This is a genomic window from Edwardsiella piscicida (genome assembly GCF_001896205.1).
Classification (GTDB): domain Bacteria; phylum Pseudomonadota; class Gammaproteobacteria; order Enterobacterales; family Enterobacteriaceae; genus Edwardsiella; species Edwardsiella piscicida.
In genome coordinates, this window is record NZ_MPNU01000001.1 from 1962436 (window position 1) to 1977301 (window position 14866).

General features: G+C 55.9%; 12 protein-coding genes. 1 reads left to right on the top strand and 11 read right to left on the bottom strand.

Features of this window, described 5'->3' with window-relative positions:
* Positions 1-14: 14 nt before the first annotated feature.
* The gene (locus BRD58_RS09055; protein ID WP_073382440.1) at positions 15-2969 is read right to left on the bottom strand and encodes an HD domain-containing phosphohydrolase; all 2955 of its coding nucleotides are present in this window, start codon (positions 2967-2969) and stop codon (positions 15-17) included.
* An 87-nt stretch (positions 2970-3056) separates the two neighbouring features.
* On the bottom strand, positions 3057-3482 hold the full coding sequence (locus tag BRD58_RS09060; RefSeq protein WP_012848569.1) for a universal stress protein: 426 nt from the start codon (positions 3480-3482) through the stop codon (positions 3057-3059).
* A gap of 248 nt (positions 3483-3730) precedes the next feature.
* Here BRD58_RS09060 and BRD58_RS09065 point away from each other — a divergent pair, with 248 nt between their 5' ends.
* A complete protein-coding gene (locus BRD58_RS09065; RefSeq protein WP_012848570.1) occupies positions 3731-5218 on the top strand; it encodes a C69 family dipeptidase in 1488 nt (495 codons plus the stop codon).
* Positions 5219-5385: 167 nt separating this feature from the next.
* On the opposite strand, the gene BRD58_RS09070 is transcribed toward BRD58_RS09065, so the two are convergent.
* The 9 genes from BRD58_RS09070 to asrA form a co-directional block, all read right to left on the bottom strand.
* A complete protein-coding gene (locus BRD58_RS09070) occupies positions 5386-6315 on the bottom strand; it encodes a cation diffusion facilitator family transporter (RefSeq protein ID WP_015461489.1) in 930 nt (309 codons plus the stop codon).
* Positions 6316-6367: 52 nt separating this feature from the next.
* On the bottom strand, positions 6368-6676 hold the full coding sequence (locus tag BRD58_RS09075) for an ArsR/SmtB family transcription factor (protein ID WP_015461490.1): 309 nt from the start codon (positions 6674-6676) through the stop codon (positions 6368-6370).
* 1559 nt (positions 6677-8235) lie between these two features.
* Positions 8236-8814: a Slp family lipoprotein gene (locus BRD58_RS09090; protein WP_015461491.1), complete on the bottom strand. Its 579-nt coding sequence runs from the start codon at positions 8812-8814 to the stop codon at positions 8236-8238.
* A gap of 216 nt (positions 8815-9030) precedes the next feature.
* On the bottom strand, positions 9031-10821 hold the full coding sequence (locus BRD58_RS09095; RefSeq protein WP_069578628.1) for a methyl-accepting chemotaxis protein: 1791 nt from the start codon (positions 10819-10821) through the stop codon (positions 9031-9033).
* A 215-nt stretch (positions 10822-11036) separates the two neighbouring features.
* Positions 11037-11396 carry a helix-turn-helix transcriptional regulator gene (locus BRD58_RS09100; RefSeq protein ID WP_012848578.1) on the bottom strand — a complete coding sequence of 120 codons (360 nt, stop codon included), beginning with the start codon at positions 11394-11396 and terminating at the stop codon, positions 11037-11039.
* An 18-nt stretch (positions 11397-11414) separates the two neighbouring features.
* Positions 11415-11711: a DUF406 domain-containing protein gene (locus BRD58_RS09105; protein WP_012848579.1), complete on the bottom strand. Its 297-nt coding sequence runs from the start codon at positions 11709-11711 to the stop codon at positions 11415-11417.
* 153 nt (positions 11712-11864) lie between these two features.
* A complete protein-coding gene (gene asrC, locus BRD58_RS09110; protein ID WP_012848580.1) occupies positions 11865-12872 on the bottom strand; it encodes a sulfite reductase subunit C in 1008 nt (335 codons plus the stop codon).
* Between the two features lie 11 nt (positions 12873-12883).
* Positions 12884-13702, bottom strand: a complete 819-nt coding sequence (asrB, locus tag BRD58_RS09115) for an anaerobic sulfite reductase subunit AsrB (protein WP_012848581.1) — start codon at positions 13700-13702, stop codon at positions 12884-12886.
* Positions 13702-14751, bottom strand: coding sequence for an anaerobic sulfite reductase subunit AsrA (gene asrA, locus BRD58_RS09120; RefSeq protein WP_012848582.1), 1050 nt, complete (start codon positions 14749-14751; stop codon positions 13702-13704). The genes asrB and asrA overlap by 1 nt, the downstream gene beginning before the upstream one ends.
* Between the last annotated feature and the right edge of the window lie 115 nt (positions 14752-14866).

Genomic DNA, 14866 nt, shown 5'->3' on the forward strand with positions numbered 1-14866 from the left:
CATGCCCTTTTTCTTTATACCGATGAGGCCTCTGCGCCCCGATCCGATTTCCCCCGGCAATTATTTATCAGCATAGCAATATCGACCCGATCCATTTGCTCTGGGCGTAGGTAGCGCTTAGCGTAGTCCAGGTAGACGCCGCTTTGTAGAAACAGACAAAATACATCGGCATCGATATGCTCTCGACGGCACATCTCACTCATGATCGTGAGCGTCTGCGATAGCGTCTTCGCCGGTTTATAGGGACGATCGCTGGCGGTAAGCGCCTCAAAAATATCGACAACGGCCATGATACAGGCCTGTATCGACATCTGACTGCGGATCAGCCCCCGTGGGTAGCCGGAGCCGTCGATATGTTCATGATGACTGCCGGCAATATTGGGCACCTGCTGCAGATGACGGGGAAAGGTCAGCTGATTCAGCATTAGAATCGTCTGAATAATGTGTTCATTGATCTTAAAGCGCTCCTCGTCGGTTAAGGTTCCGTGCACGATGGTCAGATTATGCAGCTCGCCGTGATGATACTGATACTGCGGTATATCCATGGTAAATCCCTGCTGACGATAGGCCTCCAGCAGTTCGTTACCGTGGCGCGGCAGAAGATGCTCCGCTCTGTCGGCCAGCAGCGGTTCATTCACCGGCAGGGGCGATTCCGGCGTTGCTTGCTTGCGCTGCGTCTCATCGGCGGAGAGCCCGATTCTATCGGAAAGGGTGCGGGTCCAGGTTCGTAGGGCGATGGCACGCAGACGCTCAATCGCCTCCGGCGACAGGGATTCACTGCCGCGGTTACAGGCGGCGACAAAGGCAAACTCCTCATCCAGCTGTAATTTTAGCGTATCGCGCACCCGCGCCAGCGTCGTCGGATCGCCGCCTTCCGCCATGCCTTGCCAGTAGGCGACGTCAGCATCCCGTTTTAGCAGCTCAAAGCGCATACGGATCTCATGAATCCGGTCATACAGGGTCTCCAGCTTGGTGGCCTTTTCCATCACGGAGTCCGGCGTCGTCACCTTGCCGCAGTCGTGTAGCCAAGCGGCGATGCGCAGCGCCTCCCACTCATCGTCAGAGAGAGAGAAGTCAGCAAAGGGGCCCTGTTTTTGGTCGCAGGCCGCCTGTGCCAGCAGCTTGGCCAGCACGGGAACCCGCTGGCAATGCTCTCCGGTATGCGGACTCTTCGCATCGATGGCGCCGGCGATGATACGAATAAAATCCTCCAGCAGGCGCTTTTGCTCATCCAGCAGGCGCTGGGTATTCAGCGCGACGGCGGCCGTTCCGGCCAGCGCCTGGGCGAAGGCCAGCATACGCGATGAGACGGGAAAGTGCTGATGATCGATGAACAGGATCAGCAGCCCCAGGGACTCTTGCGCGGCGTTTCTCAAGGGGAGCAGTAGCAGAGTCAGCGGCCGGATCGTCGGGGGAAACGCCGGAAAGGCCGCCGCTAGCGTAGGCGGATCGATAGTGCGCCGGATGAGCTGCTGCTGCTGCATTCGCTGGAGCAGGCCCATCCCGGCAGCAGAGACCCAGGTATGACGTTCATCGATTGTCGTGGTTGTTTCCTGCCAGCGCGACTGAACCGGGTGCAGCACCCCCTGTTGAGATAGCAGGATTAATCCCCCCATCGCATGGGTCTGGCTGGTCATTTCGGCCAGGATCCGCGCCAATAGTACGGGCTGGTGACGTTCGCCGACCAGCGCCTGAGAGATCGCCATAAAGTGGTCGATGCTCTCTTTCATTTTCCCGAACGCTTTGGCCAGACGATAAATTTCAACGATGTTACTCTGCACATTGACCGGCTCATCAAAGCGGAACTCTTCGATCTTCTTGACTTCATTAACCAGCTGATTCAACGGCTTGGATGCGCGGTGCGCCAGCCATATCGCGCCGATCAGCCCCAACCCAAGGATCAGCAGCGAGATCCGCAGCATTTGGCCGACGTCCTGTCGGGCGCTGGCCATCAGCTCCGCCGTAGGCGAGGCCATCAGCAGGCGCAGCGTTTCTCCCCCTAATACCTTAAAGGTAAAGGGCATACCTTCCCAGCGTTCGCCGTTGGCAAGATCCAGCGAGACGGGCTGTAAGGGCGGCATGCGGCTAAGCTGGGCCAGCGGGAGCAGCTGCGGGTTGTCGGTATCGGCCAACGTAGGAAGGTGGACAATACCCAGGCTGTTGGTCAGTAGTCCAGGCAGTCCCAGATCGCTGGCGAGGATTTGCCCCTGGGCGTTGAGGAGGACCAGATGGCTGTTGGGCGTAATGCGCGCCGCCTGCAGCATCGCATCTAATCCATTAAGCTGAATATCGCTGCCTGCAACGCCGGGGGCGTTGACCATGCGTGCCGCGAGCGTGATCCCCAGCAGGCCGCCGCTGGCAAAGCGGTATGGCGAGGTGCTGTGCAGCATGCCCGGATCGCTGGCCATCTGATACCAGTTACGCATGCGCGGATCAAAACGATAGGCGGCGACGCCGCGCTGTTCCAGGAGGGTTAATTTATCATTATAAAACAGGTAGCTTCCCGTTATTTTGCCATCGCCGTTCAGCGTTTGGCTCTGTACCATCCAGGCGGTTCCCGCCGGCGGATCGAACTGGCGGATCATTTCAGCCGACGGAATATAGCGACGGACCAGAAAAAACGTGCCGTTATCATAGCCGGTATAGAGCGCGGCTAGTTTAGGACTATTGCGTAATGCGGTGACATAGAACGGCAGATGCTGCAGGCGATCTGCCAATGGCTGCGTCGCCATATCGTTGCGCTGGTTAGCCAGCAGCTCGACCAGCAGCGAGCCGCTGTGGTAGGCCTGCTCCATTTCATTCGCGGTTTCACTGACGACGCTGCGATAATGATTGTACGTCGTCCCCAAGAGCAGGCGGGTGCTGGCGTGATATTGATACCATAGGATCAGGCAAGAGAAGACCAGCAGCAGTCCGATAAACAGATAGGCAATATGCAAATAAAAGGGAATCGCGCGCGGAGGCTTCATGGTGATCCAGGCAACGGGTCAAGATGTCAGTTAACTTAAGGATAGCACCCGGCGATAAAGATGCCGGGTCTATCTGGATTCGCTAACTCAGTTACCTTTTAACGGGACGATCAGCGTATCAATGTTTATGGCGTCAATGGTGTTCTTCGCCACGGAAAGAAAGGAGACAAATTTCTGTGCAAACGCGCTGTTGTGGTGCCCCAAAATCACCAAGTCGATTTGCTGCTGCTGAATAAAGTCCTCCAGGGATGCAGAAAAATCATTGCTGATCATAATAGTAATTTCTGGGCATGCGGCGCCAATGGTGTGCTTCAGCGTTTCGGCCTGATCCTCTAGCTGAGAAAAGTAGGGTGAGTTTCCGCCGTCATCGCCCGGATCAATATCGAGCACGACATGTACCGGATGCAGGGTTGCCTGCAGACGCTCACCCAGCTGAACGCCCTTGCTCAATAGCTGAATGTCCTCTTGGGATCCGGTTTTAAGGTCAAGTAGTACTAAAATATTTCTGTACATAATTGTTTCTCCTATTGGCCCTATTGTTAAATTTAGCCGTATTGCCGGCGAATGGGTAACAAAAAATAACTGTTTAATGTATGGAAAATAGTCATAACGGTTAGGCCCTGCGCAGACGGATACGCAGCGGGAATTATTGCCGCAGCCTAAATGCGCCATGGCAATATATGGCGTATGCTGAAGCTGATCGTTGCGACGTAACGCGTCATGACTGACGTCATTTCCCCTCAGGCTCGAGGAGTTGAACAATGAAGGTCTCTTCTGTATCTGCTGCTTCCCCATCGACCATGCCGATAAGCCAAGATTCATGTACCACTATTCTGATTGGCGCGGCGGCGACCCGCGATGGTTCGCGTATTATTGCCCGCACCGAGGACCACGATCCGCTGCTGTCGAAGGTACTGCTCAAGCATCCGCCGAAGGCGGATCAGCGTGGGCTGTTTCATGCCAATGAAAATGCCTTTAGCTGGCCGCTACCCCAAACGGCGCAGGGCTATAGCGCATTCGCTAACGGTAAAGTCGGAAAAACGGCGGCGCAGATGACCTGGGGCGCCGCCGGATTTAATCAGCGCGGCGTCGGAATGAGCGCCACCGAGACGATTTTTGCCAGTGAGCAAGCCCTGTTACACGATCCTTATCTGAGCGAGAGTGGGATCACCGAGGACAGCATTGTCGATATTGTTTTGCCCTATATCGACTCCGCGCGGGACGGGGTATCGCGCCTGGGCAAAATGATTGAAGAGCAGGGCGCCGGTGAGGGGTTTGGCGTTGCCTTTATCGATTCGGATGAGATTTGGTATCTGGAGACCGGCAGTGCGCACCAGTGGCTGGCCGCTAAACTGCCGCCGCACGGCTATTTTGTTACCGGCAATCAGGGACGCCTGCGCGACTATGATCCCGACGACCACGACGGCTATATGGCGTCGGCCTCGCTGATCGACTTTGCCCTTCAGCATGGACTGTATGATCCCCAGCGCGAGGGGGCCTTCAATTTTGAGCGGGCCTATACGCGCCATGACGATCGCCTCGACGGTTATTATAACTATCCGCGGGTGTATGCCTTGCAGCAGCTGTATCGCCCCGATCCGGACAGAACGCTGCAGCAGCCGCAGCAGTTTGCGGTATTCGAAGCGCCCAGCGCTGCGCTGGATGTGGAATCGGTTAAGCGAGGGCTACGCAACACATACGATAATCTGGGGAGGCAGCCCTATGCGGATACGCCGGACTATACCTGGCGGCCGATATCACTGTTCCGCACCCAGCAGTCCCATATCCTACAGTCGCGCAGCGGTTTGCCGCGTGCGCTGAGCGATGTGATATACCTATCCTACGGTATGCCCAGCATTTCGCTCTATATTCCGTTTTATCCCAACGCTCAGGGCGATGTGCCAGCCGCCTATTGCGAGGTTACCGCCGGGGAGGCCGATACGTTCTCGGCGCAGTGGCAGTTTCGCAAGCTGCAGACGCTGGTTATGGTCAACTACTATCGCTATGCACCGAGCGTTCAGCAGGCATATCAACAATTAGAGTTGCGCTTTAGCGAGCTGCAGCAGGCGATGGAGTCTGAATATATTAATATTTATCAAGATGATATGGATGAGGCCGACCGCCTGCTTCAGCGCTTTGGCGAGCAGGTATTTGCGGAGGCGTTAGAGACGACGCAGAGGCTAACCAACCAGCTGTTTACTCAGCTGGCGCAGGATGTTAACGCGAAATACCTGTTTGCCGGCGCCTAGCGAGGCGCTATTTCGCCCGTGCGCCGCCTTGAAAAGTAGGGCGCCGGCGGCGCGAGGTGCGCCATATCGTGACGTTGTCACGGATTATCAGCGTGCGGCGCCGGCGATGGCGCCGCTCTCAGGGCAGATCCCCGACCGCTGCAGCGGGTGATAGAGGCGGTTCGGGGTTAACCGCGAGGGGTTGCGCAAACGACGGGGTCGACGTGCGTCATCAGACACAGCACCGGATGTTCTGCCATCACTCTGCGCTCCGCCTCGCTGGCGATATGATGTCCCGCGGTGACGCTAAGCCGGCCGTCAATTTCCAGATGGACATCGGCCAGGATCAGATCGCCGCTTTTGCGGGTTTTTAGCGCATGCAGTCCGATGACCCCGGGCGTAGATAAAATAGCCCGTCGGATGGCATCATTCTGCTCAGCGTCGGCGGCCCGATCGGTTAAATCATGCAGCGCATCCGCGCTAAAGCGCCATCCCATACGGCTCACGATTGCCCCGACGATCAGCGCTGCGATGGGATCGAGCCACCCAAACCCCAGCAGATTTCCAGCGATCCCGATGGCGACAACCAACGATGAGGCAGCGTCCGATCGGGCATGCCAGGCGTTGGCGACCAGCATTCCAGAGCCAACCCGATGGGCGACGGCGAGCATGTAGCGAAAGAGTATCTCTTTCGCCAGCAGTGCAGCTATCGCCACGCCGAGTGCGGTGTAATGCACGGTAGGAATGGCCGCCGGATCGCTGAGCTTATTGATGGCCGAAACGATCATCCCAATACCGACGGCCAACAGGAGTCCTCCCAAGATCAAAGAGGCCGCATTCTCGTAGCGCCGATGCCCATAGTGATGACGAACATCCGGGGCCCGCGGACTGCGCTGAACGGCGCAGAGGACGACAAAGTCTGCCGCCACGTCGGATAACGAATGCATACCGTCGGCGATCAGCCCCTGAGAGCCGGAAAAAACGCCGGCGACGATCTGAAACACCGTCAGTACACTATTGACGACCACGCTGATCCAGGTGCTGCGTTTACTGGCCACCTCACGGCTGTGATCCGCGTCGGGGCCGCGGCAAAACGGCATGTGCTGCTGTTGATTCATGGCAGAAGATCCTGCATTGGCGCAACGATAAAAGGGGCGAGGCTGCGCAGCCTCAGTCGAGATCCAGGTGCGGCTCATCCAGATGTTCCAGCATGCTGGCCACCATCCGGGAAATATGCGAGTCCGACACGAAGTAGAATACCTGTTTACCCTGACGATCGGCCGTCACTATTCGAGCGGCGCGGAGGAGGCGCAGATGATGGCTGACCAGCGATGGGCTAATATCCAGCGAAGCGGCAATATCGCCGACGGCGATGGGATGCGCTCGACAGCACAGCGTAATGCGTAGTCGAGTTGTATCACCTAAGAGACGAAAAATATCGGCCAGTTCAGAGACGGTGCTTTCAGCGACGGTTAACATCATAAATACCAACAATTGAATATGTGTTCATATGTTATTTCGTGGCGATAGCATTGTCAATACGGCGAATAATCAGGCGCGACGTTAGGATGCGTTAGGCGAAATCAGCAGGGTAGTTATCCTATTTCCATTCCAGATTTCACGTAGCGACGCCATTTTTAACGCGGCGACATGGCGAATTTGACGTCAATTTGATCGCGTAGCGAGCGTATCGCCAGCGCTATGGCGAATAACGTCGATAAAATCATCTGACGTACCGTATTACGCCACACCGCGTGGGTCAATTGATGCCAAGGTATGAATCTCGGGTCAGTTTGGGTCATCATAATCACGTCCGCGACGCCCATCAAGCCTTGCTCCGTTGCCGATGAGCGCGAGCGTATAGGTGAAGCGCGGGAGTAGGGAAGCGCTGCCGGGCTATAAGCCAGCCGGCGATCTTTTCACCGACTCGAATCGGGCGGCCTCAATATATTTCAGTGGATTAACTCGGCGTCTTCATGCTGCCTGAGTGTTACCCTGAGGCGGACTGAATCATGAGATGCCTGATGGATTGCTTACTAAGGACATACCGTGAATTTGCATTCGCTTTTCTTATGCCTGCTCAGATCCGATATCTTGGGCCGGAGGAGGCTTACGCCAGGTGGTTCAGGCTGACGTAGCATTCGGCTGATAGAACAACAGCAGTAGTCAGGCTCGGGTAATATCGAGTCTCTTACCGAGACTCCGTTGCAGCCTGGCCAGAATCTGAATTGCGCTCGATGACATCCTGAAGGATCTTGAAGCGGTGCTTATTTTCACGGAGAACATCTCGACGTCAGACATAGCCAGCGCAAACGCCTTATCAGGAAAAGTGATCCGTTGACGAGGCATACCGGCTTGAAGAGGCTCACGTAGTAGCGTTGGGCTATATTATGCTAGTTCGTATAATGTATATTATGTTAAATTACGAATGGACCAAGAAACCAGGGCACTTTCTCCATCGGTGTACTCTGGCCTTAGCGTATTGGCACCTCCCCTGCGGCGTTGATCTCCCCGGCGCCTGCACTGTCTGATTGCCGCTGTTATGGTTATCGGTAGCGCTGCGCATATCGCGCCGACCTTAGCCTCTTGCTTCCGCCGCATCATTCCGCGTGGTCGAAACGTGCGTTGCGATGAGACGGTATTCTGAATGCATGTTGCCGTGGATGCATTTCTCACTATCGCCATATCCGTCGCCTCGATCGCCGGCCTCATTACGGATGATCATCTGCCGTCGTCGCGGCCGATATATCGCTCAAGGCTGCCGCGCTGCGCTCCGTCGTTTGCCAGCGGCCATGGCATCACGTTTTATGATGCGCCGTGTTCACGGTGCCAGATATGTTGACCGGGTACGTTTTATCGGCCCTGCGCTGGTCGTCGCGATCCCCCTTGCATTGGCGTCGCTACGTGAAATCTGCGCGTCGATTAACAGGATTACCCTGCTGATTTTCTCTATCGACACCTTCTGTGCCCATAAAAAATGCAGCCGTCGGCTATATTGACGGCTGCATCGCCTAATTTATGGACAATAGCGCGCAGTTTTAGTGTGTAGAAGCAGTTTCCGGCTGTAGCACCGGGTACCATCCCCAGCCGGGATCCCTATTGTTTTGCCAGGTCAGCGGCCAGTTAGGTCCAATGCCGTAGTCCCAGGCCGCCACCGGCGGCTGCGTTTCGCTCACCTGCCAGAGTTGAATGCCCTGAATGTTCAGCATGACAAAGGTATAGGGTGACGAGCCTATTTTACCCACCTCGCTGCCGCTGAGGGTTCCCAATACCGTGACCAGATGATGACGGTAGTTGACCGGATCGAGGAAGCGATCGCTACGGGCGATAAGTCGTCCTTGATAATGCTGATCTAGCTGCGGTCTGGCGGCGCTGTTTAACGGCAGCACGGCGATCTCCAGCAGCGTCTGTTTGGGCTGATTAATCACGTTAATCACTCGCCCACCCAGGCGAACCTGCTGACCCGTGTAGAGATTGGGCGCCATGCGGATCTGGTTAAAATCTTTTTGCAGTATCGGGCTGTTGTTACCCTGTATATCGCCGGGAATGGCGGCGCACCCGCTGAGTATTAACGGTGCACAGATCGCCGCGGCGAATAGTGAATGTCGGCACTTCATCATGACTCTCCTTACGCAGTCACATCGAATATGATAGTTATCACTCAGTCCCACGATGAAAAGAGATAGTTAAAGCATAGGAGTCATGCGGGAATATTGCTTGTTATATTGTGATAAAACGTCAGCGATGGCGGGAGATATCGTAGATAGGAATAAAAAAATAGAGGGCGGCCATTAGGCCACCCTCTCGGTTGACGCGGTATAACGTAAAGCGGACTACATGCGGAACTGACCTACGGTATCGGCCAGCTCACTCGCCTGCCCCTGCAGCGCGGCGGAGGCCGCGGTTGACTCCTCAACCAGGGCGGCGTTCTGCTGCACCATCGTATCCAGCTGGATCACTGCGCTGTTGATCTCACTGATGCCGCGGTTTTGCTCTTCCGCCGCGTTGGTGATCTCACCCATGATGGCGCTGACGGCGCCGACGCTGTTCACAATATCCGTCATGGTTTCACCGCTTTGGCGTACCTGATGTGAGCCGGAGGCGACGCTGGTCACGGTTGAGTCGATCAGATTTTTGATCTCTTTGGCTGCCTGGGCGCTGCGCTGGGCCAGCGTTCTGACCTCGCCGGCGACAACGGCAAATCCACGCCCCTGCTCGCCCGCGCGAGCGGCTTCAACCGCGGCGTTGAGCGCCAGTATATTGGTTTGGAATGCAATGCCATCGATGACCCCGGTGATGTCGCCGATTTTACCGGAGGCGACCTCAATCGAAGACATGGTTTCAATGACCTGCGAGATCATCTTGCCACCGCGCTGCGCTACCTGAACGGCAGAGCTGACGGCCTCATTGGCCTGCTGGGCAGAGGTCGCCGACTGCGCGACGGTGGAAGAGATCTGCTCCAACGCCGCCGAGGTCTGCTGCAGGCTGGCCGCCGCTGACTCGGTTCGACTAGAGAGATCTTCGTTGCCCGCGGCGATTTCCCGCGCGGCAATGCGAACCGATTCACTGGTGCTGTGAATAGAGACCATCACCCGGGCCAGCTTATCCACGAACTGGTTAAATGCGCGGGCGATCTGCGAGACCTCATCTTTGCCCTGCACATCCAATCGCTTGGTCAGATCCGCGTTGTTGCCGGCGCCGATGTTTTCCATTGCCTGGCGGATATGGAACAGCGGACGCAGCGCTCGACGCGTAACGATGCCGATCACCAGCGTGGCGAGAACGATCAGAACCAACAGTGCAATGCAGGAGGCCAGCAGCAGCGAACGCATTCCGGCCGTGGCCTCTGTCTTATCCATGGCCACGACGGTATACCAGCTGGTTCCAGAGACCGGCATCGCCAGCAGCAGTACATCACGGCCGGAAACGGTCGCCTCTACGGGTTTGCCGGAGGTTAACAGCTGGGTCAGGCTCAGGCCTGGCGCGATATTGGCCAGCGGCTTCAGCGTTAGCTGCTGATTGGGGTGAGCAATAATGGTTCCGTCAGCGTTGAGCAGCATGCCAAAGCTGTTTTCCGTGGGGCGGATGGATCGCACGTTGGCAATCACTTTATCCATGTGTACATCGCCCTCGACGACGCCGCTGATCGGCGTGTCCTGTGGGCCGGGCGCGGCAAAGGTTACCACGAGGGTATGGGTATTCGCATCCATATACGGTTCGGTGACGATCGGATGCCCCGCTTTTCTGGCATTGATAAACCAGGCGCGGGTCGTGGGATCGAAGCCCGGAGGAATGCTGGCGGGATCGGATGAGATCTCCACCTTGTTGGAGTACCCCATATCCACGCTGATAAAGCCACCGGCGTCGGCTATCTGCTTTAAGAGCGGCCGGGGATCGCTGTCCCCCACGTGGGGCGTCAGCGACGCGATCAGCGCCGTGTTGTTTTCCACCCACTGGCGTACGGTGGCGGTATGGCTAGCGGTTAAAGAGCTTAGGGTATGTTGAATGGCTTCTGCGTTGGAGTCGCTGGCAATGCGGTAATTAATCAACGTATTGACACAAAGCGACGCCGCGACAATGACGCCGGTTGTCGCGAGGATCCGTGCCCGAATGGAATCGAACATAATAAGCCTGCCTGTGTAGTAAGTAAGACAAATTTTAAATGGTTAGTCTTACTGATAACGGCAGACTGACTTTAAACTTGAGTGATTTTATCTAATGTAAAGAGTATCAGAGTGTTACTCATGGCGAGTGTTAATATATAAGATTATTTTTACATTGCGAAACACTTGCCCATAGCGCCGCCGGTCTCTGCGACGTGGCTATGGGCAGGCAATGGCTAGCTTGCCAGGCGGGAGGTCCTGCGACACAGTAAGCGATACTCTGACGGCGAGACGCGATACTGATTTTTGAATATCTGGCAGAATGTACTTTGGCTGGGATAGCCAAGCGCGTGGCTAATCTCCTTAATGCGCAGGTCGGTCTCTTCTAACTGCTGCAGTGAACGCTTGAGGCGTTCGAGACGAATATAGTTTGCCAGCGTCATTCCCATAGCCAGCTCAAATTCGCGGAGAAAGTAAGAGCGGGAATAACCTGAAATCGCTACCACGTCGGCGCTTTTAATTCCAAGATGAACGTGGCTGGCAATCCAGAGCTTAATGGTTGAAAAACTTTTTAAAATAAACTTATCTCTAACCATAGTGCAATATCCTACCGTTTATGCGTGGCGTAGTGAAAGTTCAAAAATAACGGTTTCAGCCTGGCATGAAAAATTGAAATGGGCGTTAAGAACAAACTCCCCTTCTTTTTCACTGATGTCGTGGGTAATGATGCAAGGGTACTCTTGCTGCGCAACGCGCTGGGCTTTCGCGGTGAGCTGGGCCAGTTGCTTCTCGGCCTCGTCACGGCTGGCATAGGCTTGCGTAATGACGGTGGTGCAATTATCGTTATCGAGCACAGAGCCAATATCGATGGCACAGCCTTTGTTACTGCATTTATCGACGACGTCTTTCATCACATTGCCCTCATTATTATCAACTGTTTCTAGAGTAAAACAATTTAATAATTAACAAAAACGATTAATTATAATATATACAACCACTTTTACAGATAATTACTTTACAAAAAAGGTCCGCCGGAGCGGACCTGAGCCAGATTCGACGAACCGCTACACCGATTTCAGGTGTACGTTGCCGACGTAGGTGTCTTCTTGCCAATACATCCGTTCGGCAACCTGAGCGCCCGGGTTCAGGGTGACGCCCCGCAGCACCCGCTTTTTAAAGTCGCTGTAGCCGGCGCGATCGATCAGATGCCCCATATGCAGATACACCGGCGTGCCGTCCAGCATTTCACGTTCAAATTCAAATATGTTGCTGATGACAGCCTGGATCACATCTTCGGTGACCCAGTTAAGAAAGACTTTGCCGACGCGCGGTGTCTTCTTACTGGTACGACCGCCCAGGCGCACCTGATATAGCTGCTCTGGACGTCGCTGCCAGGCCAGCGTGGGACAGGCCAGCACGCACTCGCCGCAGCCGATGCACAGACTCTCCTGCTTCGTGGCCTTACCATTCAGCAGAGAGAGACAGTCGACGGCATGGTGCTTACAGGCGCGAACGCAGGCGCCACAGCCGATGCAGCGCTCGGGGGTAAAGTGAATCCGGGCGACCCCCAGGATCCCCAGATCGGCCATGGTGGCCTTAGCGCAGTCGTTGGGGCAGCCGGCCAGCACCACCTTGAGATGATAGCGGCTGGGATAGATCAGCTTTTCCAGCCGCTGCGCCATACCGGTGGTATCCGTATTGGCCTTTTGGCAGATGCGGTTGCCCTGACAGGCCACGATATTACGCCCGCCGATGGCCTGATAGCCGGCCTTCGGATCCTCGACCTCAATCCCGCAGGTTTCAATTTCAATCTCACGGATAAAAGGCTCCAGCGCGGCGTTAACCTTGTCCATGTCTTCATAGCGAATGCCGGGCATCGCCAGCTTTTGGCGGGTCGTCAGGTGAATCAGCCCGTTGCCATACTCTTCGGCGATCTGCTGGGCTACGCTCAGCAGACGCGCGGGCAGGATCCCCCCGGGGATCCTGACGCTGACCATGGCCTCAGAGCGCACCTTGGAGAAACGGTATTCATTCAGCGCCCGAGCGCGGTAGATATCGACATCGATACTCATTATTGGCTCCTTCAGTCAACCATGGCGCGAGCGTCGGCATAGTTAAACACCGGCCCATCGACACAGATATAGACATCTCCCATGCGGCAGTGGCCGCACTTGCCGACAGAGCAGGCCATGCGACGCTCATAGTCGACCCAAATCTGTTCATCCCGCAGACCGTTTTTCTGCAGCATGGCGACCGTCGCTCGGATCATCACCGGCGGCCCGACCACAATGGCTTGGATCTCCTCCGGCGCGCTGAAGTCCAGGTACGGCAGATGGTCGGTCACGCGCCCCAGGTGATAGTATTCGGCGATGGTGTCGCCCTCATCCAGGGTCAGACACAGGTTGTGCCGGCTGCGCCAGAAGTCGAGCTCGCGTTTGTACAGGACGCTGTCCGGATTCTTATAGCCTAAGATCATATCCAGGCTTTTCACCTGCTGCGGATGTTCGCAAAAATGGCGCATCAGCCCTTTTACCGGTGCGACGCCGGTACCGCCGGCGACCACGATCAGGCGCTTATCGTAAAACTGGCTCAGGTCATAGCCGTTGCCGTAGGCGCCGCGTAGCCAGACCTTATCACCGGCCTGCAGCGCAAACAGCGCGTCGGTCACGTGGCCTACCCGGCGGATCAGCAGATCAACCCAGCCATCGCCATAGTCGGACACGGATATTGGCGCCTCGCCGACCAGCGGCAGAGAGACCTCCACAAACTGGCCATAGTGCAGCGGAAAGTCGCAGGCAACGCGAAAGTTCCACTCCAGCGCCGTATGTTTCTCAATCTCCAGAATCGGGTATGCCGCTGGCAGCAGCACCTGGTGACGATGTTCACAGTTACCGTTACACATTATTCCCGCTCCTCCTGCAGCACCCGGGCGACTTCAGCAGTCATCTTATTAATAATATTGGAAAATTTTATATACTGCGGGCAACGATCGTCGCAGCGACCGCAGCCGACGCACATATGCTCACCCTCTTGGGCGCGGGCACGGTAGTCGTTGACCTTATGCAGGGCGCGAAAGCGTAGACGCTCGCTGACCTTGTCGCGGAACTGGTGGCCACCGGCCATATCGGTAAATCCGGCCACCATACAGCTGGCCCACTGGCGGCGGCGCTCGCCGCGCTGTGGATTTTCAGCGTAGGCGACATCGAAGATGCTGTAGCAGGTACAGGTTGGGCAACCGGTGGTGCAGCGGCCGCAGCCGATGCAGCGGTGCTGGTAGTCATCCCACAGCGGACTCTGCTGTAGGATCTGGCGCACGCGCTTGGGGTCATCGCATACCTGGTCCGGGGTCACCACTTTCTCGGGATTCTCGCTGACGAACCCGGCGCGATAGTTACACGCCTGCCCCAGCCCGGAAAAGGCGGCTTCTAGCGTTGGGTCGGTGATCTCGACGTTCACCCCCTGCTCATCAAAACGCATGGCGGCGCTGTAGTTATCGGTACGGTTGGTTCCCATGGAAACGCAGAAGCAGTTTTCAAAGCTGGATGCGCACTCCATCAGCACAAACTTGATGCTGTCGCGTACCAATGCGTAGCTGTAGTCGGCATTATTGCCGTTCTTCAGATACATATAGTCAAGGCGACTCATGGCATTAATATCACAGGCGCGCGCCAGGATCAGACGTGGACGGCGATCGACATCGGCAATTTGAATCACATCGTTGTCGAAGTGAAACAGTGTCTCGGTAATGGGGGATATAATCGTGCTGGGTGCCATATGGGACTTTTCCTGCCAGACAATATCCCGCCAGCGAGTCACCTCTTGGTAGACGATATTATCAGTATCAGAAAAGCGTCCGCCGCGATACTCCGCCACCGGCGCATAAACCCGGTAGTGGCTGCGCAGGCGCGTCAGCGCCGCGTCGGCGTCGGCCTCAGACAAACGAAGTGACATAATGACTTCTCCACGTTAATTGTATGGATTTTCTGAATATGAATATATAACGCCTGCGCGACGTCGACTTACGCGAAATGCGAATTAGCGATAAAGTAAAAAGAGGTAAATGGAA